The sequence below is a fragment of the Saccharopolyspora gloriosae genome (assembly GCF_014203325.1).
GTDB classification, from domain to species: Bacteria; Actinomycetota; Actinomycetes; order Mycobacteriales; family Pseudonocardiaceae; genus Saccharopolyspora_C; species Saccharopolyspora_C gloriosae.
In genome coordinates, this window is sequence record NZ_JACHIV010000001.1 from 672,162 (window position 1) to 696,938 (window position 24,777).

General features: G+C 70.8%; 27 protein-coding genes. 15 read left to right on the forward strand and 12 right to left on the reverse strand.

The genetic code is table 11. The features are described from left to right. Nucleotides 1-9 precede the first annotated feature (9 nt). From BJ969_RS03215 to BJ969_RS03240, 6 genes are all read left to right on the forward strand, one after another. Nucleotides 10-1,101 carry an LLM class flavin-dependent oxidoreductase gene (locus BJ969_RS03215; protein WP_184477153.1) on the forward strand — a complete coding sequence of 364 codons (1,092 nt, stop codon included), beginning with the start codon at nt 10-12 and terminating at the stop codon, nt 1,099-1,101. Continuing rightward, the gene (locus BJ969_RS03220; RefSeq protein ID WP_184477155.1) at nt 1,098-1,697 is read left to right on the forward strand and encodes an FMN reductase; all 600 of its coding nucleotides are present in this window, start codon (nt 1,098-1,100) and stop codon (nt 1,695-1,697) included. The genes BJ969_RS03215 and BJ969_RS03220 overlap by 4 nt, the downstream gene beginning before the upstream one ends. Before the next feature lie 8 nt (nt 1,698-1,705). Then, the gene (locus BJ969_RS03225; RefSeq protein WP_184477157.1) at nt 1,706-2,044 is read left to right on the forward strand and encodes a GNAT family N-acetyltransferase; all 339 of its coding nucleotides are present in this window, start codon (nt 1,706-1,708) and stop codon (nt 2,042-2,044) included. A gap of 4 nt (nt 2,045-2,048) precedes the next feature. Further along, on the forward strand, nt 2,049-2,522 hold the full coding sequence (locus tag BJ969_RS03230; protein WP_221315696.1) for a carboxymuconolactone decarboxylase family protein: 474 nt from the start codon (nt 2,049-2,051) through the stop codon (nt 2,520-2,522). 140 nt (nt 2,523-2,662) lie between these two features. Further along, nucleotides 2,663-3,067, forward strand: coding sequence for a hypothetical protein (locus tag BJ969_RS03235; protein WP_184477159.1), 405 nt, complete (start codon nt 2,663-2,665; stop codon nt 3,065-3,067). A 358-nt stretch (nt 3,068-3,425) separates the two neighbouring features. Further along, the gene (locus BJ969_RS03240; protein ID WP_184477161.1) at nt 3,426-3,830 is read left to right on the forward strand and encodes a DoxX family protein; all 405 of its coding nucleotides are present in this window, start codon (nt 3,426-3,428) and stop codon (nt 3,828-3,830) included. A 144-nt stretch (nt 3,831-3,974) separates the two neighbouring features. Here BJ969_RS03240 and BJ969_RS03245 read toward each other — a convergent pair whose 3' ends face one another. Both BJ969_RS03245 and BJ969_RS03250 read right to left on the reverse strand, forming a co-directional pair. Further along, a complete protein-coding gene (locus BJ969_RS03245; RefSeq protein ID WP_246456666.1) occupies nt 3,975-4,472 on the reverse strand; it encodes an alpha/beta hydrolase family protein in 498 nt (165 codons plus the stop codon). 498 nt (nt 4,473-4,970) lie between these two features. Next, nucleotides 4,971-5,810 carry a hotdog domain-containing protein gene (locus BJ969_RS03250; RefSeq protein WP_184477163.1) on the reverse strand — a complete coding sequence of 280 codons (840 nt, stop codon included), beginning with the start codon at nt 5,808-5,810 and terminating at the stop codon, nt 4,971-4,973. Nucleotides 5,811-6,561: 751 nt separating this feature from the next. On the opposite strand from BJ969_RS03250, the gene BJ969_RS29780 reads away from it, so the two are divergent. The 3 genes from BJ969_RS29780 (at nt 6,562) to BJ969_RS03265 (ending at nt 9,881) form a co-directional block, all read left to right on the forward strand. Next, nucleotides 6,562-7,578, forward strand: coding sequence for an SAM-dependent methyltransferase (locus tag BJ969_RS29780; protein ID WP_221315697.1), 1,017 nt, complete (start codon nt 6,562-6,564; stop codon nt 7,576-7,578). A gap of 845 nt (nt 7,579-8,423) precedes the next feature. After that, nucleotides 8,424-9,092 carry a DUF3159 domain-containing protein gene (locus tag BJ969_RS03260; protein ID WP_184477165.1) on the forward strand — a complete coding sequence of 223 codons (669 nt, stop codon included), beginning with the start codon at nt 8,424-8,426 and terminating at the stop codon, nt 9,090-9,092. Between the two features lie 330 nt (nt 9,093-9,422). Next, a complete protein-coding gene (locus BJ969_RS03265; RefSeq protein ID WP_343071196.1) occupies nt 9,423-9,881 on the forward strand; it encodes a TIGR02611 family protein in 459 nt (152 codons plus the stop codon). Between the two features lie 231 nt (nt 9,882-10,112). On the opposite strand, the gene BJ969_RS03270 is transcribed toward BJ969_RS03265, so the two are convergent. The 6 genes from BJ969_RS03270 to BJ969_RS03295 all read right to left on the reverse strand — a co-directional run bounded on the left by BJ969_RS03270 (nt 10,113) and on the right by BJ969_RS03295 (nt 14,829). Beyond that, on the reverse strand, nt 10,113-10,499 hold the full coding sequence (locus BJ969_RS03270) for an ankyrin repeat domain-containing protein (RefSeq protein WP_184477167.1): 387 nt from the start codon (nt 10,497-10,499) through the stop codon (nt 10,113-10,115). 65 nt (nt 10,500-10,564) lie between these two features. After that, nucleotides 10,565-12,028, reverse strand: a complete 1,464-nt coding sequence (locus tag BJ969_RS03275; protein ID WP_184477169.1) for a catalase — start codon at nt 12,026-12,028, stop codon at nt 10,565-10,567. Nucleotides 12,029-12,047: 19 nt separating this feature from the next. Further along, entirely contained in the window at nt 12,048-12,473 is a 426-nt protein-coding gene (locus BJ969_RS03280) for a Fur family transcriptional regulator (protein ID WP_184477171.1), read from the reverse strand. A 215-nt stretch (nt 12,474-12,688) separates the two neighbouring features. Continuing rightward, entirely contained in the window at nt 12,689-13,543 is an 855-nt protein-coding gene (locus BJ969_RS03285) for an AlkA N-terminal domain-containing protein (protein WP_221315698.1), read from the reverse strand. After that, nucleotides 13,540-14,160, reverse strand: coding sequence for a DNA-3-methyladenine glycosylase I (locus tag BJ969_RS03290; RefSeq protein WP_343071197.1), 621 nt, complete (start codon nt 14,158-14,160; stop codon nt 13,540-13,542). The genes BJ969_RS03285 and BJ969_RS03290 overlap by 4 nt, the downstream gene beginning before the upstream one ends. An 18-nt stretch (nt 14,161-14,178) precedes the next feature. Then, entirely contained in the window at nt 14,179-14,829 is a 651-nt protein-coding gene (locus BJ969_RS03295) for an alpha-ketoglutarate-dependent dioxygenase AlkB family protein (protein ID WP_184477173.1), read from the reverse strand. A 337-nt stretch (nt 14,830-15,166) separates the two neighbouring features. Between BJ969_RS03295 and BJ969_RS29960 the strand changes: the two genes are divergently transcribed. Further along, nucleotides 15,167-16,285, forward strand: a complete 1,119-nt coding sequence (locus BJ969_RS29960; RefSeq protein WP_246456667.1) for a thermonuclease family protein — start codon at nt 15,167-15,169, stop codon at nt 16,283-16,285. Between the two features lie 172 nt (nt 16,286-16,457). Then, nucleotides 16,458-16,928, forward strand: coding sequence for an FAD-dependent oxidoreductase (locus BJ969_RS30955; protein ID WP_184477175.1), 471 nt, complete (start codon nt 16,458-16,460; stop codon nt 16,926-16,928). On the opposite strand, the gene BJ969_RS03310 is transcribed toward BJ969_RS30955, so the two are convergent. After that, nucleotides 16,814-17,386, reverse strand: coding sequence for a helix-turn-helix domain-containing protein (locus BJ969_RS03310; protein ID WP_184477177.1), 573 nt, complete (start codon nt 17,384-17,386; stop codon nt 16,814-16,816). The genes BJ969_RS30955 and BJ969_RS03310 overlap by 115 nt on opposite strands. 47 nt (nt 17,387-17,433) lie before the next feature. On the opposite strand from BJ969_RS03310, the gene BJ969_RS03315 reads away from it, so the two are divergent. Continuing rightward, the gene (locus BJ969_RS03315; protein ID WP_184477179.1) at nt 17,434-18,282 is read left to right on the forward strand and encodes a class I SAM-dependent methyltransferase; all 849 of its coding nucleotides are present in this window, start codon (nt 17,434-17,436) and stop codon (nt 18,280-18,282) included. 561 nt (nt 18,283-18,843) lie between these two features. Beyond that, nucleotides 18,844-19,344, forward strand: a complete 501-nt coding sequence (locus tag BJ969_RS03320; RefSeq protein ID WP_184477181.1) for a DUF4232 domain-containing protein — start codon at nt 18,844-18,846, stop codon at nt 19,342-19,344. 155 nt (nt 19,345-19,499) lie between these two features. On the opposite strand, the gene BJ969_RS03325 is transcribed toward BJ969_RS03320, so the two are convergent. Genes BJ969_RS03325 through BJ969_RS03335 form a run of 3 tightly spaced genes read right to left on the reverse strand, consistent with a single transcriptional unit; the run spans nt 19,500 to nt 21,996 of the window. After that, on the reverse strand, nt 19,500-20,675 hold the full coding sequence (locus tag BJ969_RS03325; RefSeq protein ID WP_184477183.1) for a cytochrome P450 family protein: 1,176 nt from the start codon (nt 20,673-20,675) through the stop codon (nt 19,500-19,502). Nucleotides 20,676-20,722: 47 nt separating this feature from the next. Beyond that, nucleotides 20,723-21,532, reverse strand: a complete 810-nt coding sequence (locus BJ969_RS03330) for an FAD binding domain-containing protein (protein WP_184477185.1) — start codon at nt 21,530-21,532, stop codon at nt 20,723-20,725. Beyond that, complete coding sequence (locus tag BJ969_RS03335; protein WP_246456668.1) at nt 21,529-21,996, reverse strand: (2Fe-2S)-binding protein; 468 nt, start codon at nt 21,994-21,996, stop codon at nt 21,529-21,531. Before BJ969_RS03335 ends, BJ969_RS03330 begins: the two co-directional genes overlap by 4 nt. Nucleotides 21,997-22,150: 154 nt before the next feature. On the opposite strand from BJ969_RS03335, the gene BJ969_RS03340 reads away from it, so the two are divergent. Together BJ969_RS03340 and xylB are read left to right on the forward strand one after the other, a co-directional pair. Beyond that, nucleotides 22,151-23,041: an SAM-dependent methyltransferase gene (locus tag BJ969_RS03340; RefSeq protein WP_246456669.1), complete on the forward strand. Its 891-nt coding sequence runs from the start codon at nt 22,151-22,153 to the stop codon at nt 23,039-23,041. Nucleotides 23,042-23,162: 121 nt separating this feature from the next. Continuing rightward, the gene (xylB, locus tag BJ969_RS03345; RefSeq protein WP_184477190.1) at nt 23,163-24,575 is read left to right on the forward strand and encodes a xylulokinase; all 1,413 of its coding nucleotides are present in this window, start codon (nt 23,163-23,165) and stop codon (nt 24,573-24,575) included. Nucleotides 24,576-24,777 lie beyond the last annotated feature (202 nt).

The following is a 24,777-nucleotide window of genomic DNA, read 5'->3' on the forward strand; positions in this document are numbered from 1 at the left end:
GTGGTCAGGATGCAGTTCGGGGTCTTCACCGTCGGCGACGTCACGCCCGACCCGACGACCGGTCGCACGCCCACCGAGGCCGAGCGGATCAAGGCGACGGTCGCCATCGCGCGCAAGGCCGAGGAAGTCGGCATGGACGTGTTCGCGACCGGCGAGCACCACAACCCGCCGTTCATCCCGTCCTCGCCGACGACGATGCTCGGCTACATCGCGGCGCAGACCGAGCGGCTGATCCTGTCCACGTCGACGACGCTGATCACGACCAACGACCCGGTCAAGATCGCCGAGGACTACGCGATGCTGCAACACCTGGCCGACGGCCGGGTGGACCTGGTGCTGGGGCGCGGCAACCAGGGGCCGGTGTACCCGTGGTTCGGCCAGGACATCCGCCAGGGCATCCCGCTGGCGATCGAGAACTACGCGCTGCTGCACCGCTTGTGGCGCGAGGACGTCGTGGACTGGCAGGGCCGGTTCCGCACGCCGCTGCAGGGCTTCACCTCCACACCGCGACCGCTGGACGGGGTGCCGCCGTTCGTGTGGCACGGCTCGATCCGCAGCCCGGAGATCGCCGAGCAGGCCGCCTACTACGGCGACGGCTTCTTCCACAACCACATCTTCTGGCCCGCCGAGCACACCCGCCGCATGGTCGAGCTGTACCGGAACCGGTTCGAGCACTACGGCCACGGCAAGGCCGACCAGGCGATCGTCGGGTTGGGCGGGCAGACGTTCATCCGGCACAACTCCCAGGACGCGATCAAGGAGTTCCGGCCCTACTTCGACAACGCGCCGGTCTACGGCGGCGGCCCGTCGCTGGAGGACTTCGCGGCCCAGACGCCGCTGACGGTCGGCAGCCCGCAGCAGGTCATCGACCGGACGCTGGGCTTCCGCGAGTACGTCGGCGACTACCAGCGCCAGCTGTTCCTGCTCGACCACGCGGGCCTGCCGCTCAAGACCGTGCTCGAACAGCTCGACCTGCTCGGTGAAGAGGTCATCCCGGTGCTGCGCAAGGAACTCGACGCGCGCAAGCCGGAGCACGTGCCCGACGCGCCCACCCACGACTCCCGCCGGGCGAAGCAGGACGAGGAGGAGGAGTCGGCATGACCCGCATCCTCGCGATCTCCGCAGGGCTGTCGCAGCCGTCGAGCACCCGGATGCTCGCCGACCGGCTGGTCACGGCCACCGGCGCCGAGCTCGGCGACGACGCCACGATCGACGTGGTCGAGCTCCGCGACCTGGCCCACGACATCACCGACAACCTGCTGACCGGCTTCGCGAACCCCCGCCTGCGGGAGGTGCTCGACCGGCTCGGCGCCGCCGACGGGCTCGTCCTGGTGACCCCGACGTTCACCGCCTCCTACAGCGGGCTGTTCAAGTCCTTCATGGACGTCGTCGACCCCGAGTCGATGGCGGACAAGCCGGTGCTGGTCGCCGCGACCGGCGGCACCGAACGGCATTCGCTGGTGCTCGACCACGCGCTGCGCCCGCTGCTGGCGTACCTGCGGGCACGGGTCGTGCCCACCGCCGTGTACGCCGCCAGCGGTGACTGGGGCGGCGACACCGGCCTCGACCGGCGCATCGCCCGCGCCGCGGGCGAGCTCGCCGACGTCGTGCGGGGCCGACCGGCCGAACCGAAGACCGACCCGTTCACCGATCCGACGCCGTTCGCCGAGCTCCTTCGAGAAACCGCGACGCAGTGAGGGATGCCATGACCGACGAGAACACCGACGTGGCGTTCGCCCGGTCGGCCGACCGGGACCGCTACGACATCAACGCCTCCGGAGCGCTGGCGGGATTCGCCGAGTTCGTCGACAAGGGCGAGCAGCGGATCTTCTTCCACACCGAGATCGGTGAGGAGTTCGGCGGGCGCGGGCTGGGAGGCGTGCTCGTCGGCCGCGCGCTGGCCGACACCCGGGAGGCGGGCCTGCGCGTCGTGCCGGTGTGCCCGTTCGTCGCGAAGTACCTCAAGAACCACCACGAGTTCGACGACCTCGTCGACGCGGTCACGCCGGACGCGCTGGCCGCGGTGCGCGACCGGACGAAGTGATCCCGTGGCGGAGCAGATCTTCATCGACAAGCGGACCCCGGCGGTGTTCAAGGCGCTGAACGCGACCGCGGCCGAGGTGACCGCCCAGGCGCGGGATCTCGGCCTGGAGCGGGTGCTGCTGGAGCTGATCAACATCCGCGCCTCGCAGCTCAACGGCTGCGCGTTCTGCCTGGACCTGCACACCCGCCGCGCGCTCGACGCGGGGGAGACGACCCAGCGGCTGGCCGTGCTGCCGGGCTGGCGGGACACCGGCCTGTTCACCGCGCGCGAGCGGGCGGCGCTGGAACTGGCCGAGGCGGTCACGCTGGTCGCCGACCGGCATCCCGGCGAAGCCGGCCGGGCGCGGGCGCGCGAGGCCCTCAGCGACGACGAGATCTCGCTGGTGATCTGGGCGGCCGTCACCATCAACGCCTTCAACCGGGTGTCGATCCTGTCGGGCCACCCGGTACGGCGGCGCACCGACGCCCGCGGCGAGTAGGGCGGCGACGAGCGGGGCCGAGGTCCGCCTCGGCCCCGCCCCGGCCGCGGAAGGTCAGGTCGGCTGCGCGTGGCCGGTGAGGTCAGATTCGATCTGCGGCACGAGATCGCCGAAACCCGTTGCAATCGTTCCTTGGTGCGTTGGATCAACCGGGACTTCAAGGGGTCCACGCAACGCTCGACGACTGCCGGGTGCCGGGCGGGGATGTGCACATCAGCACCGCCAGTGCGCGCGACGCAGGCAGCAGCGCTTCGGCGTCGCTGATCAGCGTCAACCCGAGCGCGCCGGTCAGTCGCTTCCAGGCATGCCGCGCGCAGGCTGCCACGACCTTCCCCTGCATCTCGGTGAGTCCGTTCGCGCTGCGCGATTCGGTTCTTCGCCACCTGGTCCGGCACCGAATCGAGTACGCGGCTCGACTCCGCGATCACCACGACCAACGTCACGAGCAGTTCGCACCAGAAGTGATCCGCGTTCCGGGCGTCTTCACCTCGGCGCTCGGCGCCACCACGCTGCCTGCCCCCAACTGCGCTTCCGTTGCTCGATGATCCACCGGCGGCCTGCGGCACGACGGGCTGCGACGGACCGTCCCCGTGGCTTCACCCGGCAGCGGCTGGCCGGGCTGGCCCAGCGCAGCCCAGTTGAAGCCGCTCCGCGCGTGATTCGTGACATAGGCGGGGTTATTCGGCTTGAGCATGCCGCAGCGGCACGGGTTTTGATCTGTTGTGCCACCTCACGGCACGGGGTGCGTGCGGACCACGGGTCATGCCGTCAGCAGCCGTCTTCGGCCTCACGGACGACCAGACCCGACAGGATCGCCGCACGCTCCCCCGCTCGGTACGAGAGCCGAGCAACCTCTGTCCTCTACCGGCCGAAACACGGTCGCCAACGACGAACGGAACCGCCATGACCTCGTCCCCCTCGACCCTCCGACGCCGCCCCGTCGCCGGCACCCTTGCCCTCTGGGTGTTGCAGGTGCTGCTGGCCGCTGTGTTCGCGTTCATCGCCATTCCGAAGGCCATGGGTGACCCCATCGCCGTCGCACCGTTCGATCTGATCGGACTCGGCATTCCCGGCATGATCGTCGTTGGCTGGCTCGAGCTCGCCGGGGCGATTGCGCTGCTCGTACCGCGACTGTGCGGCCTCGCCTCACTCTGCCAAATCCCGCTCATGATCGGCGCGACAGCCCTGAGCGCCATCGTGACCCCGGACCTGGTCACGGTCCCCGCGGTGACGCTTGTTCTGGTCCTGGTCGTCGCTTGGTTCCGCAGGCACGACACCGCCGCCCTCGTCCGGATGGTGCGACGTTGACGGGCATCACCTGGGAGGAGTATCGCGAGTACGACGCCTCGGGCTGGCCGGGCTGGTCGCGTCCGGGGAGGTGAGTCCGGCAGAGCTGCCGGAGACGGCGATCGCTCGCGCCGACGCCGTCGAACCGAGCATCAACGCGATCCGTCACCGCCTAGACGTCGCCGCCCTGATCGCGCTGGACACCGCTGTCCACGACCTCGGCCGAGGTGCTCGGCGAAGTGCCGCTCGACCGCGCGGTGGAACCAGAGCAAGTTCTCTGGGTTCTCGAAACCGTGCCCCGTCCTCGGCCAACAGGTATTCAACGGCGACACCGTGTTCGTGCAGGGAGGCGACGATGTTGTCGGACTCGGCCTGCACGACACGGGGGTCGTTCGCGCCCTGCACGACCAGGAGGGGGTCGCAGGTCCGATCGACCGTGGTGACAGGTGAGCGGGCCAGCATTTCAGCCTCCTGCTCGGGGTCGTCGGGTTCACCGACGTACCGATACCAATTGTTGGTGAGTCGGGGGCGGGCGAACGGCGGTAGGGTCCGCATGAAGTGGGCGAGGTCGGAGATACCCACGTAGTCGACCGCGGCGGCGAAGAGGTCGGGAGTGACCGTGACCCCGATCAGTGCGGCGTAGCCACCGTAGGAACCGCCCATGATGTGATTCGATGGTGGTTCGAGCTGGCGCTCTCCGGAGAGATGTTCCGGAAAAGTATAATGCCGGCAGTCGATTCGCCCTGACGAATCCGCGGTCGTTGGTTCTGGTTCTGTGAGCGGCTGCGAACTTTCGCCGCTCTCAGTGTCCAGGCTGTGCTCCACGCGCTGTCCAACCGCAGATTGCGAACCCGGTTCGGACGCCGCTCAGCGTACATATGACCGGCCGATGCCCCGGAGCAGAACCGAAAAGGCTCACCTTGCCTTCGAAACCCGTGCGGAGCATGTAAACGTCGTTGGCCACTCTCGCGGTGTCGAAGTCGTCCACCGAATCGGGCGTGGGTGGCGACCGCGCTGGTGCCGATTCTCACGGCGCTTCCGCTCGCTGCGCGGGCGCGCACCGGGCGCTCCTGCTGCGGTGGCCGGATGTACTCCGGCAACTAGCCGTGCGGGTGCCGCGAGGCCGACGAGCGTTGGTACGCCGTGCCCGGCGGTGGGGGATCATGCGGTCAAATTCAGCAGTGCCTCGGTCGTCAGCTCTCCCCGGCTTCCCCGGGCCTGCGCGGTCCCGAGGCACTGTTGCGCCTGGAAGACCGCCAGGTCGTAGTGCACGGTGTCATCGTTGACGGCGGTCACGGTGACGCCGATCTCGTAATCGCCTGGATAGGTCACCTCACCCGTGTACTCGATGCGCAGATCGGACGAAGCGAGCTTCGGCGAAGGAGTCGCACGTCCAGCAGCGGATGCGCTGAGCACGACCTCCGCGATGGCCTCCTCGTACCACGTCAACAAAACCTGAAAATTGACGTGGTGGTTGGAATCGAGGTCTGTGACTCGCGTCCGCAAGGGCGTCCAGTGCCGGTAGTGGTCGCGTGTCCTCTGCTCGGCGGATGCGCGGTCGGTGCCGTCCTCTGCACCGGCGACCCGCAGCCCACGAAGGTCGCTGATGAGTTCGTCGGGCAGCTGCAACGGCCCGGTGGCGCCGCCGAGAACAACCGTCGCCTCGCCTGTTCCGACGACGGCGTCGTCCTTGAACACAGTGTGCCGGTATGTGAACGACGACCGCCCGACCCGGCGAATCCCGGTTGTGACCTCGACCTCGTCACCGGGGCGACCCCGGGGATCGGACCGCTCGACCCGCTGCCCGACGAGCAAGATCCGGAACGGCTCCATCTCTCCCGAGGAGACCAGCCGCTCGAACCGCGGCATCGGTACTCGCAAACGAGCGTCCTCCAGCCAACGGGCCACACCGAGCGTGCTTATCCTGCCGTCACGACCAAGGTCCGCCTGCCGCACCGCGACCATCGTGCGCGCTGGCATCGGCTGTTCGCTCACCGTCATGAGCACCTCCCCTGTTGTCCTGAGTCCAAGAGCGCCAGAGTCGTCGCCACGCCGACCTGCCGGGCCAGGTAGTCCGCCGCGCTGTCGGAAAGTTCGCCACGGCTATGCGAAAGCAGGCCACCCGCGGTGCAGACGCGCAGCAATGCGGCACACCCCAGTCGCTTCGCCCGCACTTGCCTGGCACCAACGCGAGCTCGCCCTCGGCTGGCGTCCACCCACCGATCAGCGGCTTGACCTGATCGAAGTCGCGCACCACCCGCGGACGCTGCCCCGTCGATGAACACCGGCTCCATCCACTCGTTTGCGGCGGTTGCCCAAGCTCGATAGGCGCCCCGGAGGGTGCGATCGTGCAGAGATCCCCGACAAGACTCACAATTTCTTTGCCCGCTCCCCGACAATCTACCCGAGCTCTGGACCCGACATTGACGGCCCGTCCTGGTCCTCGAAAGGGCGCATCCATTGGCCTGAACGGACTGAACCGGCGGCCACACCGCAATTGCTACTCGCATGAACAGCGCATCAGATTCGGCTCCGGGGCAACGGTGACGGCACGGCCGAGATTCTCGAACTAAATCGTGCGCAGCGCCGTCAAGCGCGAAGCAGCCGCCGGCGCCCGGATACGGGCCCCGGTTGGCTGATGCCGGAAGGGCCGGTTTGCATATGCCGCACCGGCATGGTGTCCACTTCGATCGAACCGCAGTGCACGCTAGAAGAAGGCTGCGGTGCAAGTGAGAAGGAAGGACCACTGAGCATGAACGAAGCCCGCAGCCCAGAAGCGGTGTTGACTGCGGTCGGTGACCTTGCCACCGCGGCGGAACAGGCCGCGCTGGTTCGGCTGGCTCTATCCTCGGGCCTACTCCAACGATGCGCGGAGCCGATCGCCGTCGACGATCTGGCCGACATTCTGCAAATTCCGCGGGAGCGGCTCTCGGGGGTCTGCGATGCGCTGGTCGCGATGGGGGCGCTCGTCCACGACGGGACACGTGTCCGGCTGAGCGCGACCTGGACTCCGCTAGCCGACGACGGCGTGCACGTGACTCTCGAACGCGCCCTCGTCGGCGCCGAGGCGCGCCGATCAGTGATGGCGACGGCGTTGTCCCCGTCGGCCGATTATTGGGAGGCCGACGCCCGGCAGCGACTCGCGCTGGCCGACGGAGTGACGATGGCGACCACGACCGAGTTCGGCAGGACCGCCGTGTCCGGCGTGCTCGCCGCCCTCCCCGAGGTCACCGAGCAGCTCCGCACCGGGGCGCGGTGGCTCGAACTCGGATGCGGGGTCGCCGGGATGTTGCTGGGCGTCCTGCACGCCCATTCGAGCGTCACCGCGGTCGGTGTGGACCTCGCCTCCGACCTGCTCGCCGTGGCCCGTGAGCGGGCACGTGAACTCGGCGTCGCAGACCGAATTGATTTCGTCGAGGGTGACGCGACCGCCTACACCGACGACGAGCCGTTCGACATCGTGTTCTGGAGCCAGTTCTTCTTCCCGACGCGAACCCGGACCGCCGCATTGGCGAACGCTTTCGCACGGTTGCGACCGGGCGGATTGTTGTTGTGCCCGCTCGTCCCCGGCGATCTCGAGCCCTACGGTACGGGATCAGCGCTGGCCCAGCAGTCGTCATTGCACGCACTCGTGTTCTCCGGCTGGGACATTCCGATCCGCTCCGGCGACACCCTCACCGAGGAACTGGAGGAGGCGGGCTTCCAGGTCCGACGCGTGCACCGCGATGGCCTGCCCGTCACCGTCGTGGCACAGCGCCCCGCGGCCTGACCCACTTCGAAGTCCCTTCTCTGCCGGAGGAACCGACGCAGCAGGTGTCCGGGCCACACCCCGGGCACCGCGTCCCCGAAACCGGTTGGAATCAATGTCGCCGGTCTCGGTTTCGTCGTGCGGATCGCAGGCGCCGGAGGTCAGCGATCTGAATTCGTCGGCCTAGCCGTTCGTCTCCTCGAGCAGAGCTCGGCCGCACGCCTGGCACCACGACTGACACGCTGAAGGGCCTCGGCGCACTGGTCAACGGAGCGTCCAGTGCCATCGCGCAGCGCGTCGACTGGCCGGTGCGGGGACGGCTGTCGTCGCGCGTTCCGCCGCCAGGCTTGAGGCTCGTCGGCTAGCTCCGTCAAGACGGCGGGGCCGCCGAGCGCCGGAACAGCGATCAGAGCGACCAGGAGTGGGAAGAGGACTGGCTGTTCATGGCCGGTCGCTACTGGGACAACGACGAGGTGCGCCGCGACGTCCTCGACGACCTCAACTGGGGCCTCGGGGACGAGCGACTGGTTCGCCGCCTGGCAGCGCGCCAGCTCGCGGTGGGCTCCCGGCGCGCCGCCCTCCCGGCAGCGCGACGCGGTCCTGCGCCGCGACGCCGATCGCGGGTCCGGGCCCGGGGTGGCAGGCGCGCTCCGCGTCCGTCGTTGCCGCACCGGCTCCGGTGCCGGAGCCCGCCGTCGCGGCCCCGGCGGCACCCCTCGCACCGCTGCGCCGAGGTCCGCAGCGCGCTTACCAGCCAGAACTACCCGGCGCTTCGTGATGCTGATCACAGGCCCTTGAGTGTGCCGCAGCGGCACGCCTTTTCCTTCTCGGCAGGACAGCACACGGCGAACAACCGAGGGGTCACTATGGGCGTGCAGCAGGAACTTCGCAGGGACGAGCAGCAGACCGAGCGGATCGAGACGTCCGCGAAGACGGCGAATCCTTCGGTCCTCGACCAGATGGGCGGGCCGTCGGGCTTCGTCTACTCCACCGTTCCGGTCGTCATCTTCGCGGGGGCGAACTCGTTCCTGCCGCTGCCGGTGACCATCGCGGTCGCGGTCGGCTCGGCGGTGCTGCTGACCATCTTCCGGATGTTGAAGGGGGAGAAGTTCAGCTCCGCCATCGGCGGGGTGATCGGCGTCGCCGTCGCGGTGGGGCTGGCTGCCTGGACGGGTTCGGCCAAGGACTTCTTCGCGCTGGGGATCTGGGCCGCGTTGGCGGGCTTCGTGGTCACCTTCGCCTCGCTGCTGGCGCGTCGTCCCGTGACCGGCGTGATCTGGAACCTCATGCACGGCGGCGAGCACGCCTGGCGGGAGGACCGGCGGAGCCTGCGCGCCCACGACATCGCCACCCTCGCGGCGGCGCTCGTGTTCGGAGCCCGGTTCGCCGTCCAGCAGTGGCTGTACGTCATGGACACCACCGGTGGGCTGGCCGTCGCCCGCGTCGCGATGGGCACGCCGCTGACCGTGCTCGGCGCGCTGGTCGTCGTGTGGGCGTTCCGCCGCACCAGCAAGCGCCTCCTCCGCAAGGCGTGATCTCGCCCCGACCCCCTCGGCCCCGGAGCCCGCGACGGCTCCGGGGCCGATGTCCGCTCGCACCGCCGCGCGCCGCAGCCGGGGCCGCGACGACGGGCCACCTCCGCCGGGGAACCTTCTCGCGTGGTCGGTCGGATGGGCCCGCTGACGCCCCGCGGCCCCGTCGGCCCGCGGCGGAGGTGCGCCCCGCTCGCGGACCGCAGTCGCGCCGTTCCGGCGATCGGATGCCGTCCGCGGCGGGCAGGACTTGACCATGCCGCTGCGTCACGCGTTCTGCTTCCGGTGGCGCGCTTCCCCGCGCTGAAACCACCGCGACGCCGAAGGACGAATGTGAACGACGCAGCCACCACCCAACTCGACCGCACCGCACCTGCCCGGCCGGGGCCGCGCGCCGGATACGGCCGCTGGCGGGAGCGGGCCCGGCGGAACCGCGCCGCCGACCTCTGCTGGCGAGCGGGTGTCGGCATCGTCGGCACGGTCGTGCTCGTCGCGGGGATCATCATGATTCCGTACCCGGGTCCGGGGTGGGTCGTGGCGTTCGCCGGGCTCGCCGTCCTGAGCACCGAGTTCGAGCGGGCCCACCGCCTGCTCGGCGCCCTCCGCCGCCGGTACGACCGCTGGAACGCCTGGCAGCGGCGCCAGCACGGAGCGGTCCGCCTGCTGCTGCTCGCCGCCACGGGCGCCGTCGTGCTCGGCACGCTGTGGCTGCTCGGCGCGCTGGCGCTGGGCGCGGGCTGGCTCGGGCTCGACCTGCCGTGGCTGGCGTCCCCGATCGAACCGTTCGCCTGATCGCGGCGATCAGTTCCCGATCAGCGCCAGGGCCTCGGCGGCCGGGAGCGGTCCGGCGGTCCACGACATCGGCGGATCTCCGCTCAGGGACGCGGAAGCGGCGTGCTTCCCCACCGCGTACGGCACCGCACTGGGGATGCTGGGGCGTGGAACTGCTCGCGTTCCCGTTCGCTCAGCGCCATGCCGGTGACCGCAGGACGCACTCGCAGCAGTCGCGAGGCGGTCGGGGGCTCAGTCCGCCAACAGGTGTTCGCGACCGAACATCGCGGCTGCGGCGCGGGCCGTGGGGGTTCCGGCGTCGAGGTCCGCGCCCGCGTCGCGGAGCACGGCCACGACGTCCTCCGCCCCCTTGAACAGCGCCCCCGCGATCGGGGTCTGGTCCCGGGCGTTGCGCAGGTCGGGGTCCGCGCCGTGGTCGAGCAGCGCGCGCACCGCGCCCGCGTGCCCGTGGTAGGCGGCGAGCATGAGCGGTGTGTTCCCGCCCGCGTCGGCGACGTCCACCGGCAGCCCGTGCGCGACGAAGTCGAGCAGTTGCCCGGAGTCTCCCTCGCGTGCCAGGTCCATCGCGATCGCCACGATCCGCTCGACCTGCTCCGGGGTGAGTCCGCCTTCGGTCATGACCGCTGCTCCTCGATGCGGGGCCCCGGCGCGGTGCCGCGCCGGGGCCCGGTCGACGTCCGGGCTCAGAGGGTCCCGGCCGCCAGGGCCTCGATGGCCTTGCGAACACCTTCGCCGTAGGCCGGGTCGGCCTGGGTGCAGTTGTGGATGTGGCGCTCCACGGTCGCCTGGGAGGCACCGTCGATGGCCCGCGCGGTGTTCGCGAAGAGCACCTGCTGCTGCTCGGGCGACATGTTCCGGAACAGGTTGCCGGGCTGCTCGAAGTAGTTGGCGTCGTCCTCGCGGTAGTTGAACCGGTCGGCGACACCGCCCACGGCCTGCTGCGGCTCGCGGTAGGAGGGCTGCTCCTGCCAGCGGCCGTAGGAGTTCGGCTCGATCGCCGGGGTGGCCCCCTGGTTGCCGTCGACGCGCATCGCGCCGTCGCGGTGGAAGGAGTTCACCGGGTTCTTCGGCGCGTTGACCGGGATCTGGTGGTGGTTCACGCCGAGGCGGTAGCGCTGCGCGTCACCGTAGGAGAACAGCCGGCCCTGCAGCATCTTGTCCGGCGAGTAGCTGATGCCGGGCACCAGGTTGCTCGGCGCGAACGCGGCCTGCTCCACGTCGGCGTGGTAGTTCTCGGGGTTGCGGTTGAGCTCCCACTCGCCGACCTCGATCAGCGGGTAGTCCTTCTTCGACCACACCTTGGTGAGGTCGAAGGGGTGGAAGCGGTAGCCGTCGGCGTCGGCCTCCGGCATGACCTGCACGTACAGCTTCCACTTGGGGAAGTCGCCGTTCTCGATCGAGTCGAACAGGTCGCGCTGGTGCGACTCGCGGTCCTTGCCGACGAGGGCCTCGGCCTCGGCGTCGGTGAGGTTCTTGATGCCCTGCTGGGTGCGGTGGTGGAACTTCACCCAGAACCGCTCGCCGTCGGCGTTGATCAGGCTGTAGGTGTGCGAGCCGAAACCGTGCATGTGCCGGTACGACGCGGGGATGCCGCGGTCCGACATGACGATCGTGACCTGGTGCAGCGCCTCGGGGAGGTTCGTCCAGAAGTCCCAGTTGTTCTCGGCGTCGCGCATGTTGGTGCGCGGGTCGCGCTTGACCGCGTGGTTGAGGTCGGGGAACTTCAGCGGGTCGCGGAAGAAGAACACCGGGGTGTTGTTGCCGACGAGGTCCCAGTTTCCTTCGTCGGTGTAGAACTTCAGCGCGAAGCCGCGGATGTCGCGCTCGGCGTCGGCCGCGCCGCGCTCACCGGCGACGGTCGAGAAGCGGGCGAACATCTCGGTCTTCTTGCCGACCTCGGAGAAGATGTCGGCCGCGGTGTAGCGAGTGATGTCGTTGGTCACCGTGAAGGTGCCGAACGCGCCCGACCCCTTGGCGTGCATCCGGCGCTCGGGGATGACCTCGCGGTCGAAGTGGGCCAGCTTCTCCAGGAACCACAGGTCCTGCAGCAGCATCGGGCCGCGGGCGCCCGCGGTCATCGAGTTCTGGTTGTCCGTGACCGGCGCGCCGGCCGCGGTCGTCAACGGCTTCTGGTTGTTCTCGGGCAAAACTCGCTCCTGTTCGGGATCATTCGTCGCGTGCGAGGCAGGCCGGGCACCTTCCCCAGAAGGTCACCTCGGCCTCGTCGAGGTCGAAACCCCACGAGTCCTGGACGTCGAGGCACGCAGCCTCGCCGACCGCACTGCTGACGTCGGTGACGGCGCCACAGGCGCGGCACACCAAGTGGTGGTGGTGATCGCCCACGCGGGTCTCGAACCGGGCGGGCGAACCCGCCGGTTCGATGCGACGGACCAGGCCCGCTTCGGTGAGCGCGCGCAGCACGTCGTAGACCGCCTGGGTCGACACCGAACCCAGATCGCGGCGAACGGCCGTCGCGATGGTGTCGGTGTCCGAGTGGGGGTTGTCCGCGACCATCGCCAGCACCGCGACCCGCGGGCGCGTCACCCGCAGCTCGGCTTCCCGCAGGAGAGCGGTGGCGTCGATGGCCGACATGGCACGAGCCAAGCAGCTTTTCTGGAATTAGTCAAATTTAGGCGAGGCGTGGCATGGCGCGCCGAACCGCTCGCGGCGCTAGGTGGCGACCACGGTCGGGGACCCTTGTTTTCGCAGATCATAGCGCCATATCAAGATCATCTCGGGGTTGCCTCAGGCGCGGGAGATCGTCACCGATCGTTCGCCGCGCGTCCACCGAACGGGTGGGCTGGGGCTCAGCGGGCCAGGTAGGCGCTGCGGGTCCACAGGTGGAACACCCCGTAAGACCGGTACGGCGACCACGCGTGCGCGCGCTCGCGGGCCTCGGCGGCGGTGGCCGCGCCGAGAGCTCGCCGCAGGACCAGATCGCCTGCCGGGCACGCGTCCCGATCCCCGAAGGCGCGCAACGCCAAGTAGTCCACCGTCCACGGTCCGACTCCGGGCAGCGCCAGCAGCGCGCGCCGCTGCCGCTCGACGTCGCCGTCCGGGTGCAGCGCCAAGCCGCCGGCGAACGCCTCCGCGAGCGCGTGCAGCGTCCGCGCCCGAGCCCCCGTGATGCCGACGGCGGCGCGCAGCTCGTCGACCGCGACCCCCGCCAGCGCGTCCGGAGCGGGGAACTCGACCAGCCCGCACGACCGCGGCGTGCCGTAGGCGGCGAGCAGCCGGGACGTGAAGGTGCGGGCGGCGGCCAGGCTGACCTGCTGGCCGAGCACCGTGCTCAGCGCCGCCTCGAACCCGTCCGCGTAGCCGACGATCCGCAGTCCCGGCCGGGCGCGGACCAGCGGCCGCAGCGTCGGATCGGCGGCGAGGACGGCGTCGACCCGCTCCACGTCGGCGTCCAGGTCCAGCCACCGCCGCGTGATCGCCACCGCCTCGTGCTCGCCGCCGTCGAAGTCCGCGGTCAGCTCCACGTGCTCGGCGGTGAGCCGCGCGGTGACCCGGGTGGAGCCGCCGGGCAGCCGCAGCAGCCGGGTGACGGTCCGGGCGTCCCGGTCGACCTGCTCGACGCCGGGCACGGCGTGCGCCGCGAGCGCGGCCATCGCGGGCTCCACCGCGAACGGGCCGCCCGTGGCGAGCCGCAGCGCGGTCACGGCCGCTGCCAGATCCCGGAGGAACCGCGGCGGTGGCTGCCGACCAAGTGGGTGTCGACGATGCCGACGGCCTCCATCAGCGCGAACATCGTGGTCGGCCCGACGAACCGGAAACCCTTGCGGCGCAACGCCTTCGACAGCGCCACCGACTCCGGTGAGGTGGTCGGGACCTCTTCGGGGGTGCGCGGGCGCGGAGTCGTCTCCGGCTGGAACGACCACACGAACTCCGCCAGCCCGCCCTCCGCGCGAAGGTCCGCGGTGGCGCGGGCGTTGCTGATCGTGGCGCGGATCTTGGCCTGGTTGCGCACGATTCCCGCGTCCGCGAGCAGCCGGGCGACGTCGTGCTCGGTGTAGGCGGCCACCGCATCCGGGTCGAAGTGGTCGAACGCCGCCCGGAACGCGGGGCGCTTGCGCAGGATCGTCGCCCACGACAAACCCGCCTGGAACCCCTCCAGCGAGACCCGCTCGAACATCGCCTGCTCGCCGCGCACCGGCAGGCCCCACTCGGTGTCGTAGTACTCCCGCAGCAGCGGGTCGCGCGCCGCCCACGGCGTGCGGGCCAGGCCGTCCTCGCCGATGATCACGCCGTTGTCCGCAGGTACGTCGATGGGACTCACGCCCTCCATGATCCGGGGTCAGCCCAGGCCGGTGACCCGCAGGGTGATGTTGATGCGCCCGCTGCTCAACCCGGTCTCCGGGTCCGCGGTGCCGGGGCGGACGGCAGGCACGCCGTGGAACGCCAGCCGCGACGGGCCGCCGAAGACGAACAGATCACCCGAGCCCAGTTCCACATCGGTGTAGGGCTGCCCGCGCGACTCCGGATTGCCGAAGCGGAACACGCAGGTGTCGCCGATGCTCAACGACACCACCGGTTCCCGCGACCGCTCGTCCTTGTCCTGGTGCATGCCCATCTTCGCGTGCTCGTCGTAGAAGTTGATCAGCGCGGTGTCCGGGTCGTAGGCGTCGGCCGGTTCACCGGCGGCGGCCAGCGCCGCGCGGCCGAGCTCACCGAGCCACTCCGGGAACGGGGCCACCCGCGTCCCGTCCACGTCGTCGGCGGTGCGGCTGTAGGCGTACGGGTACCAGTGCCAGCCCAAGCACACCGTGCGCACCGACATCCGGTGCCCGCTGGGCAACCGCGCCGCCCGCATCGGAACCGGGCCGCGCGCCCAACCCCGGCAGGCGTCCACCAGCTCCCGCTGCCGCCCGACGTCCAACCACCCCGGCACGTGCACCGCGCCAGGGGCGACGGTTCGCGTGGGCAGGGGGAACAGGGGTGAGCTCATCGGCTCGATTCTCCTCCCCGCAGCCTTCGTTGCACCCGACTGCGCCGCACTGGGGAGCACCGCAGTGCCCGCCGAGGCGGAACTCCGATGCGAGTGAACGGACCGCTTGTCCAACGGGATTGGTCGAACGGTCCGTTCACTCTCGCGAAGTTGCCGGGCGGGCGGTAGAACGGCCGATCATCCGTGCCGGATGCTCTGTTTGCCGGAGTCGGGCGACACTGCGAGTGATCGAACCAGTACGGTGCGTCCTGTTGCGTCGCCTGGCGGGCAGGCGTTCCACATCTCGTGAACTGGAGCAGCGGTGCAGGACTTGGTCCCCTTCCTGGGGTGCGGAGGCATGGGGCTGATGCTCTGGGGTGCTTGGTACGGGTTCTTCCGTCGGGGCAAGGGAGATCCGGCCGTGCCGCGGAACTTCTGGATCCGCTTCGGCGTCGGCTACGCGTTGTTCGCCCTCGCGCTCACCGTTGACCCCGCGATTCCACTCGCCGACGCGTTGATCGGCCTGGTGTTCTTGACCGGAGTCGGAGTGCTGGGCTGGGGCGTCGCCTTCGGAGCGCGGCGGGTGGGCAGGCGGGGCCGTGGTGCGGCTCGCGGTTCTTTGACGAGGGCCGGGGTGGGGATCGCGCTGATGGCCCTCTCGTTCGCGCTCGTCCCGTTCGTGTCGACGGACGAACCGGAGGGCGGCTCGCGGCAAGCAGCGGCGGCGCCCGCGACGCCACTGCCGGACTCGCCCGCGCCCGTGCCGATTCCGCCCGAGTCGTCCCCGGTCGCCCCGGCCGGTGCGCCGCGCGATGCGCAGCAGGCCGTGGTGGTGTCGGTCGACGACGGTGACGAGCTCCAGTTGGCGGCGCACGCGGCCGGAACGATCCTCCCGAGCACCGACGCGGTCCGCGTGCGCTTGCTGAACATCGAAGCGACCGATCCCGGCGAGTGCTCGCACCAGGAATCCGTGGACCACCTGCGGGAGCTGGCTCCAGTGGGAAGCACGGTGTGGGTCCGGCATGATCAGCGGCCGCAGGACCAGGAAGGCCGGTTCTTGCTCCATGTCTGGAACGACTCCGGGGTGTTCACGAACAAGTCGATGGTCGCGGACGGGTTCGCGCAGGCCCAGGCCGACCACCCGAACACGACGCGCTGGTCCGAGATCGCGGCCGAGCAGCACTCGGCGCAGGCCCGGAGCGTCGGTGTCTGGGCCGAATGCCCGTACTTCGGTGCACCGGAATCGGGGGACCCGAGTCCGAAACCGCGCCCGAACCCGGAACCTGACCCGCGGCCGAGCCCGGAACCGAGCCCGGCCGAAACCTCGGACTCGGATTCGGCCGACGAAAGCGGCAGCGCGTATTACCGGAACTGCACGGCGGCGAAGAACGCCGGTGTCGCCCCGCTGCACCGAGGTGAACCTGGATACGGCTCGCACCTCGACCGGGACGGCGACGGCACCGCCTGCGAGAGCTAGCGGTTCGCGCGCGTGCACGAAACCGGCGCTCAGCAGTGGTAGTGGTTCGGATTGCACGGTCCGCCGAGGTCCCGCCTTACGCGGGCGTCTCGCTGCTCGCCGTCCGCTTCGACAACGACGCTGTCCGCTGCACGCGCTGCCGGCTCCGCTGGTCTGGGACGGTGTGTCCGGGATGACGCTGCTCGGCGACGCGGCGCACCTCATGTCGCAGTTCGGTGGTTTCGGCGTGAACCTGGCGCTGCTCGATGCCGTGGAACTCGCCCGCGCGCTCGCTGGATCATCCACAGTGGACTCGCCGATCTTCCGCTGCGAGAAGATCATGATGGTCCGATCCGACCCGCTCGCAGGGGGGCAACGAGGCTCTTGTCGACTTGTTCGCGCCCGAAGAGTGCGACCTGTCCGACATCCCCGACTGTGCGGAGGAGGAGCGTTGCTACAAGGAGTCCGTGGCCGAATATCGCCGCGCCCACGTGGAATCCGCGCCGCGCCCGATCGACCAGCTCCGCGCGCTGCTGTCCTGGCCCGGCATCACGGGTGCAGGTGGGATCGCTGGCCGTCGTGGTCGAGGATGGTGAGGATCTCCGCCGGGCCGCCGTGGGCGCCGAAGGCGTGCGGGGTCATCGTGGAGAACTGGGCGGCCTGACCGGTTTCGACGAGGATGGTCCGTTCGCCGAGCACCAGCAGCACCGTGCCGGACAGCACGGTGAACCAGTCCTTGCCGGGGTGCACGCCGAGCTTCCCGGAGTCGGGCGCCGGTGCCGGTTCGGTGAGGCGCATCTTGGCGACGGTCATCCCGTGCGGGCCCGAATCCTTGCTGAGCAGCCAGGTCGTGGCACCCCGGTTCTCGTCGTGCACGGGCCGGATCACCACGTCCTCGTCGGTCGCCGATTCGACGAGCTGGTCGAGCGTCGTGCCCAGCGCGCGCGCCAGCGGCGCGAGCTGGTCGAGGCTGATGCGCCGGTGCCCGGTCTCGATGCGGCTGAGCGTGGAGGTGCTCAGGTAGCAGCGCGTGGCCAGCTCGTCGAGCGACAGGCCGCGGGCCGTGCGCAGGCTCTTGATCCGCTGGCGGACCAGGGCGTCCAGATCTCCGTCTTGCTTCATGCGCAAAATGGTATGCCATCGGAGCAAAGCGCGGCTAGCTTGGAGGCATGGCACACCACGAACACCAGCACTCCACCGCGGCCGACGACGCGACGCAGCTCGAGATGCTCGACCTCGACGCGGAAGTCCTGCACGAACACCTCGCCGAGATCACCGCCTCGCTGCGTGAGCTCGCCGCACCACCCGTCCGCCGCGTCCTCGACCTCGGCAGCGGATCCGGCACGGGCACCTTCGCCCTGCTCGACGGTTTCGAGGCGGCCACCGCGATCGCCGTGGACGCCTCCGAGCCGATGCTGGCCCACCTCGCCGAGAAGGCCGCCGCGCGCGGCGTGGGCGACCGGGTCCGCACCGTGCAGGCCGACCTCGACGAATCGTTCCCGCGGCTCGACGGCCCCATCGACCTGGCGTGGGCCTCCGCGTCGATGCACCACCTGTCCGACCCCGCCCGCGTCCTGTCCGAGGTCTTCGCCGCCTTGCGCCCCGGCGGACTGCTCGCGGTGGCGGAACTGGAAGGCTTCCCGCGCTTCCTGCCCGACGACCTCGGCTTCGGGCGGCCCGGCTTCGAACAGCGCTGCCACGACCTGCTCGCCGCGAAGCGCGCCGAACACCTCCCGCACATCAGCGCCGACTGGCGGACGCTGCTGGCCGAAGCCGGATTCACCGTGGCGGCGGACCGGACCTTCGACATCCACCTGTCTGCGCCGCTACCCGCCGCGACCGCCCGCTACGCCGAGGTCACGCTGCGCCGCATGCACCCGTTCCTCGCCGCCCGCCTCGACGCCGACGACGTGGCCACCCTCGACACCCTGCTCGCCGACGGCCCCGGCGGAGTCCTCCACCGCGACGACCTCGCGGTCCGCACCACCCGAACCTTCCTGGCAGCCACCCGCCCGTGAAGCCGCATCCCTCCGAGGCGAGGTGACCGCCGAAAGCGATGTGGGGTGAACGGACCGTTCGTCCAATCCCGTTGGGCGAACGGGCCGTTCACTCGGTCCCGGAGCAGAGGCAGGTGGGTGCCCCGTCCGACCCATCCGGCGGCGACCGAGTTCGTGGATGGAGTGAACGGACTGTTCGTCCGATCTGGTTGGGCGAACGGTCCGTTCACTCGTCGCTGGGTGCAGCGTGCTGGGTCGGTGGGGGTGCAGCTCGTGGTGTGAGGCGGGCGGGTTCGCGGCTCGGAGTGAACGGACCGTTTGCCCAATGCCGTTGGGCGGACGGTCCGTTCACTCAACGGCGGGTGGGCGGCGGCGTGCTGCGGGTGAGTTCGCGGCTGGGGTGAGCGGACCGTTCGTCCAGTCTCGTTGGGCTAACGGTCCGTTCACTCCTCCCCTGTGGTCGGCGGCCGGGACGTGGGTGGGCTTCGGGTTGCTTCGGGGTGGGGAAGCGCACTCGGGAGCATCCTCGGCGGTCGCGGGACGTCTTCAGGGGTGAGAAGCGAGTCGAGCTTGGAGGACGACATGACCACGAAGTTCCGCCGCATCGCCGCCGCCACCGCCGTCGCGGGTGCCGCGTTCGGCATCACCGCGCTGACCGCGGGCCCGGCCGTGGCGAACCCCAGCGACGCGCTGTGCACGAGCGACGACGTCAACGTCACGGTGACGAAGGACCCCGAGCACGCCGCCGGGCACGAGGCGTTCCTCGTCGACTACACCGCGGCGAGCCCGACGACGAACTGCAAGCTCCAGGGCGTCCCGGCCGGGGTGAGCTTCCACGGCGGTGAGGCTCCGATCCCGGGCGTGACGGTGAACCCGGAGTCGAGTCCCGCCGCGCCGGTGAACCTGACCGCGTCGAAGCCCGCGTTCTCGCGGTTCGTGCAGCAGACCGGGGCGCCGGCGAATCCGACCGTGCCGGCCTCCGTCGAGTTCGACCTGGAGAACGGGCACGTGGCCGCCGTGTGGCCCGCCGGGGAGTCGATCAAGGGCGACGTCCTGACCGCGACGCCGATCGCGCAGCGCTGAAACCGCAGGTGGCCGCGCGCTCACGACGAGCTCGATCACCTCGGGCACCCGGCGATGTCGCGGGGTGAACGGACCGTTCGTCCGATCCGATTGGACGAACGGTCCGTTCACCCCACGACGCGTTTCCGCCTGGAGGCAAGGGATAACGCGCGCGTTCAGCCCTTCGGCTCGGCGGGTTCGAACGTCACCGGCAGGTCGCGCAGGCCGCGGTTGCGGAACGACGGGCGCCAGCGCAGTTCGTCGGGGCGCGCCGCCGGCGCCAGGCCGGGCAGCCGCCGCAGCGCGGTCTCGAAACCGACTTCGGCCTCCATCCGGGCCAGCGGCGCGCCCAGGCAGAAGTGCGCGCCGTGGCCGAAGGCGAGGTGCGGGTTGTCCGCGCGGGTCAGGTCCAGCGCGTCCGGGTCGGCGAACACCTCCGGGTCGTGCTGCGCCGACACCAGCGACAGCAGCACGGTCGCGCCCGCGGGCACCGTCACCCCGCCGATCTCGACGTCGGTGATGGGGAATCGGCGGATCGCCGTCTGCGGCGGCGGGTCGAAGCGCAGCAGCTCGTCCACCGCGGACCGCAGCAGCTCCGGTTCGGTGCGCATCGCGGTGAGCTGGTCGGGATGCGACAGCAGGGCGGCGAAGCCGTTGCCCAGCAGGTTCACCGTGTTCTCGTAGCCCGCGAACAGCATCAGGAACGCGGCGGAGGTCAGTTCGTCGGCGGAGAGCCGGTCGTGCTGGGCGAGCAGCGAGCTGATGAAGTCCTCGCCGGGATCGGTGCGCTTGGCGGCGACGAGTTCCAGCAGGAACCGGTGCAGCGAGCGCAACGCTTCGCCCGCGGACTCGCGGGAGGTGGGCGCGAGCATCTCGTCGGTCCACGCGCGGAAATCGGGCCGGTCGGCCTGCGGGACGCCGAGCAGCTCGGAGATCACCAGGATCGGCAGCGGTCCCGCGTAGGACGCGATCAGGTCTGCGGCGCCCGCCGGGGTGATCGCGTCGAGGAGTTCGTCGGCGATCTGCTGCACGCGGGGGCGCAGGTGGTGCACGCGGAACGCCTGCGCGGTGATCCGCCGCAGCCGGGTGTGGTCCGGGGCGTCCATGTTGAGCAGGTTCGCGTCGAGCTCCGGGGGCAGCGAGAACCCCCGGTAGCCGTCCCGCGCGTGCGCTTTGTCCAGCGACAGCCGCGGATCGGCCAATCCGGCGCGCACGTCCTCGTAGCGGGTCACCAGCCACACCTCGGTGCCGTCGGGGGTGATCGCCCGGTGCACCGAGCCCTGTTCCCGGAGCCGCGCGTACGTCGCCAGCGGCGCGGTCACGAACTCACCGCCGAGCTCAACTGCTCCCATGCGGCGAATCTACGACACGTCCTCGCCCGCCCGGCGGCGACAAGCGGTCAGGCCCGGGAGTTCTCCAGAGCGCGCCGGACGAGGACGCGGGCGAGGTGGCGGCGGTAGTCGGCGGAGGCTGCGGGCTCGTCGGCGGGGGAGGTGCCGTCGGCCGCGCGCTCCGCGGCCTCGGCGAGCGGGGCACCGGCGGCCAGCGCGGTTTCGACGGCGGTGGCGCGCAGCGGCGTCGCGCCCATGTTCACCAGCGCCACCGCGTCCCCGGCGACGGCGACGCCGACCACGGCCCAGTCGATGGCGCGGCGGGTGAACTTCTGGAAGTCCCATCCGGCGGTCTGCTTCGGCACCCGGACCTCGGTGATGATCTCGCCCGGTTCCAGCGCGGTTTCGAAGAAGTCCACGAAGAACTCCGCGGCGGGAACGTCCCGCGTCCCGTCGGGTCCGCGCAGCACCAGCACCGCGTCCAGCGCCAGCACCACCGCGGGCAGGTCGGCCGCCGCGTCGCCGTGCGCGAGCGATCCGCCGAGGGTGCCGCGGTGGCGGACCTGCGGGTCACCGATGGTGCCAGCGGCGTGCGCCAGCAGCGGCACCGCGCGGGCCAGCAGCGCCGAGTTCGCCAGGTCGTGGTGCCGGGTCAGCGCGCCGATCCGCACTTCGGGCCCCGCGTCCTCGACGAACGCGAGTTCGCGCAGCGCGGTCACGTCGACGAGCAGTTCGGGCACGGCGAGGCGCAGTTTCATCAGCGGCAGCAACGAATGCCCGCCTGCCAGCAGCTTCGCGTCGTCGCCGTGCTCGGCGAGCAGCCGCAGCGCGTCGTCCACGGATTCCGCGCGGTGGTAGGTGAACGCGGCGGGGATCACCGGGCGGTCTCCTCGCGCGAGGCGGTGAGCACCGAATCGACGATGTTCTGGTAGCCGGTGCAGCGGCAGAGGTTGCCCTCCAGGCCGTCGCGCACTTCCCGCTCGGTCGGTGAGGGGTTCTCCTGCAACAGCGACACCGAGGCCAGCACCATGCCGGGCGTGCAGAATCCGCACTGCAGGCCGTGGCACTCCTGGAAGGCCCGCTGCACCGGGTGCAGCCGCTCGTCGGTGGAGAGCCCTTCGATGGTCGTGACGTCGTGCCCGTCGGCCTGCGCGGCCAGGACGGTGCAGGACTTCACCGACTCACCGTCGAGCAGCACCGTGCACGCGCCGCACGAAGTGGTGTCGCAACCGGTGTTCGTGCCGGTCAGTCCGCAGGTCTCGCGCAGGAAGTGCACGAGCAGGGTGCGGTCCTCGACCTCGTGCCGTTGCTCGGTGTCGTTGACGGTGATCGTGACTCGCAACCGGTGCTCCCTCGCGAAGACTGGCCGCCACCCTACCGGGAAAACGGCGGATTTGATCAATTTTTCGTCCGTTGGCCATGCGTCGGAACGGCCCCGGCACATGCCTATACTGGTTATGACAGTCCGAGTGTCGTGATCCGCTGCGAGGTGTTCGATGTCTGATCGCCCCGGTGTCGATCCCGTCCGTCGAGGGTGGACGTGTTCCCGCGACGTCGCGGCGGTGGACTCCACGACCGGGCCGCTGGACATGCGGCTGTTGAACACCAGGAGCCCCAGCGTGGCGCGCTGCTTCGACGCGCTGCTCGGCGGCAAGGACAACTACGCGGTGGATCGCGCCGTCGTCGACGCCGCCCTGGAGGTGTCCCCCGGGCTGGTCACCGCCACCGTGGACCACCGGGAATGGCTGATGCGGGTGGTCCGCTACCTGGCGCAGAACGTGGGCATCGACCAGTTCTTGGACATCGGTTCGGGCCTGCCCGCGCCGGAGAACACCCACCAGGTGGCGCAGCGGGCCAATCCGGACGCCGTCGTGGTGTACGTGGACCACGACCCGATGGTGCACTCGCACGGCCAGGCGCTGCTCGCGGACAACGACCACACGCACTTCGCCTTCGCCGACCTGACCCGCCCCGCGGAACTGCTGGCGATGCCCGCCATCGCGCGCAACATCGACCTGTCCCGGCCGGTGGCGTTGCTGCAGGGCGCGACGTTGCAGCACGTGTCGGACGGGCAGCGTCCGCACCGCGTGATGGCGGAGTACGTGGCCGCGTTGGCGCCGGGTTCGTACGTGGCGGTGAGCCACCTGCACCGTCCGGAGGAGGCCGCGCACGCCGAAACGGCCGCACGGCTGGAAAAGCTGATGCTCGCCGAGCTCGGCACCGGCTGGTTCCGGGACCGCGAGGAGATCACCGCGCTGTTCGACGGCACCGAGATCACCGAGCCGGGCCTGACGCGGGCCGCGGACTGGTGGCCGGACGGCCCGCGGCTGCGTTCGCTGGTGCCCGCGCAGAACCTGCTGCTGTGCGGAGTCGGCCGCAAGCCCTGATACCGGGAACGGGACGGTCGACGCGGGAGCCGCCTCGCGGGCTCGGGACGGACTCCACCGGCCGGTTTCGGGGATCTGGCAGGATTTCGTCGTGGCGACCGCAGCGCAGAGAGGCTGAACCGTGTTCGTTCTCGGCATCGACAGTTCGACCCAGTCCACCAAGGCCGTGGTCGCCGACGCGGAAACCGGCCGGATCGTGGCCGAGGGGAAAGCGCACCACCCGGCGGGAACCGAAGTGGACCCGTGGGCGTGGTGGACGGCGGCGCAGGAAGCCGTCGCGCACGCCGCCGCCGGCGCTCCCGGCAAGATCGAAGCGGTGTCCGTCGCGGGCCAGCAGCACGGCATGGTCGCGTTGGACGGCGCGGGGAACCCGGTGCGGGACGCGTTGCTGTGGAACGACACCCGCTCCGCGCCGCAGGCCCGCGCGCTGATCGACGCGCACGGCGCGGCGACGCTCGCCGAGCGCACCGGGCTGGTGCCGGTCGCGAGCTTCACCCTCACGAAACTGGCGTGGCTGGCGCAGAACGAACCGCACCACGCCGACCGCGTCGACCGGGTGCTGCTCCCGCACGACTGGTTGACCTGGCTGTTCGCCGGTCGCCCCGAACGGGCCTGCACCGACCGCGGCGACGCTTCCGGCACCGGCTACTACGCGCCCGCGACGGGACGGTGGCTGCCGGACCTGCTCCGCGAGGCCATGGGCGGCCGGACCCCGCGGTTGCCGGACGTGCTGGGACCGGCCGAATCCGCCGGTCGCGCCTCCGGATTCGCCCCGCTGGAGGGCGCGCTGCTCGGCGCGGGCACCGGCGACAACATGGCCGGTGCGCTGGGGATCGGCGCGGGACCGGGCGATGTGGTCGTGTCGCTGGGGACCTCGGGCACGGCGTTCGCCGTCGCCGACCATCCCTGCGCCGACCCGTCGGGCCTCGTCGCGGGATTCTGCGACGCCACCGGCCGGTACCTGCCGCTGGTGTGCACGCTCAACGCGGCCAGGGTGCTCAGCGGCACGGCGAGCATGCTCGGCACGGACCTCGCAGGGCTGGACCGGCTCGCCCTGGAGGCGGCACCGGGCGCGGGCGGGCTCTCCCTGCTGCCCTACTTGGAGGGCGAGCGGACCCCGGACCTGCCGGACGCCACCGGCACCCTCACCGGCCTCCGCGGCACCAACATGACCCCGGAGAACCTGGCGCGGGCCGCGGTCGAAGGCATGCTGTGCGGCCTCGCCGACGGCGTCGAGGCGCTGCGCGCCGTCGGCGTGGAGGTCCGCAGGGTGCTGCTGATCGGCGGCGCGAGCGAATCCGCCGCGGTGCGCGCGGTCGCCCCCTCGCTGTTCGGGGTCCCGGTGGAGATCCCGGAGGCCACCGAGTACGTCGCGCTCGGCGCGGCGAAGCAGGCCGCGTGGGCGATCTCCGGTTCGACCACCCCGCCGGACTGGGAACTGCGCTCCCAGCCGTGCCCGGCGGCGAACATCTACCAGGGCGAAGCGGTCCGCCACACCTACCGCACCGCCCGCGAACAGATCCACGGCTTCTGAGCAGCCCGCTGCCGCCCGAGAGGTGAACGCGCGCAGCTGGTCGTGCCCGCTCGCGCCTGCTGGATCGGATCTCCGCGATGAGCGGAGGTGCGCGGGCACAGCGCAGCGGTGGAAACCGGAGGATTCCCCGATGAACTGGAGCCGGACGGTGTCCGCGCAGAGGTCGGAGCGGTCTTCGGCGGCGCTGCGGTTGATAGCTTCG

Bases quoted from the DNA above. Each gene is read 5' to 3' on its own strand.
- BJ969_RS03215 (WP_184477153.1), top strand. From the start codon at position 10: ATGCAGTTCGGGGTCTTCACCGTCGGCGACGTCACGCCCGACCCGACG.
- BJ969_RS03220 (WP_184477155.1), top strand. From the start codon at position 1,098: ATGACCCGCATCCTCGCGATCTCCGCAGGGCTGTCGCAGCCGTCGAGC.
- BJ969_RS03225 (WP_184477157.1), top strand. From the start codon at position 1,706: ATGACCGACGAGAACACCGACGTGGCGTTCGCCCGGTCGGCCGACCGG.
- BJ969_RS03240 (WP_184477161.1), top strand. From the start codon at position 3,426: ATGACCTCGTCCCCCTCGACCCTCCGACGCCGCCCCGTCGCCGGCACC.
- BJ969_RS03245 (WP_246456666.1), bottom strand. From the start codon at position 4,472: ATGGGCGGTTCCTACGGTGGCTACGCCGCACTGATCGGGGTCACGGTC.
- BJ969_RS03250 (WP_184477163.1), bottom strand. From the start codon at position 5,810: ATGACGGTGAGCGAACAGCCGATGCCAGCGCGCACGATGGTCGCGGTG.
- BJ969_RS29780 (WP_221315697.1), top strand. From the start codon at position 6,562: ATGAACGAAGCCCGCAGCCCAGAAGCGGTGTTGACTGCGGTCGGTGAC.
- BJ969_RS03260 (WP_184477165.1), top strand. From the start codon at position 8,424: ATGGGCGTGCAGCAGGAACTTCGCAGGGACGAGCAGCAGACCGAGCGG.
- BJ969_RS03270 (WP_184477167.1), bottom strand. From the start codon at position 10,499: ATGACCGAAGGCGGACTCACCCCGGAGCAGGTCGAGCGGATCGTGGCG.
- BJ969_RS03280 (WP_184477171.1), bottom strand. From the start codon at position 12,473: ATGTCGGCCATCGACGCCACCGCTCTCCTGCGGGAAGCCGAGCTGCGG.
- BJ969_RS03295 (WP_184477173.1), bottom strand. From the start codon at position 14,829: ATGAGCTCACCCCTGTTCCCCCTGCCCACGCGAACCGTCGCCCCTGGC.
- BJ969_RS29960 (WP_246456667.1), top strand. From the start codon at position 15,167: ATGGGGCTGATGCTCTGGGGTGCTTGGTACGGGTTCTTCCGTCGGGGC.
- BJ969_RS30955 (WP_184477175.1), top strand. From the start codon at position 16,458: ATGACGCTGCTCGGCGACGCGGCGCACCTCATGTCGCAGTTCGGTGGT.
- BJ969_RS03310 (WP_184477177.1), bottom strand. From the start codon at position 17,386: ATGAAGCAAGACGGAGATCTGGACGCCCTGGTCCGCCAGCGGATCAAG.
- BJ969_RS03315 (WP_184477179.1), top strand. From the start codon at position 17,434: ATGGCACACCACGAACACCAGCACTCCACCGCGGCCGACGACGCGACG.
- BJ969_RS03320 (WP_184477181.1), top strand. From the start codon at position 18,844: ATGACCACGAAGTTCCGCCGCATCGCCGCCGCCACCGCCGTCGCGGGT.
- BJ969_RS03325 (WP_184477183.1), bottom strand. From the start codon at position 20,675: ATGGGAGCAGTTGAGCTCGGCGGTGAGTTCGTGACCGCGCCGCTGGCG.
- BJ969_RS03340 (WP_246456669.1), top strand. From the start codon at position 22,151: ATGTCTGATCGCCCCGGTGTCGATCCCGTCCGTCGAGGGTGGACGTGT.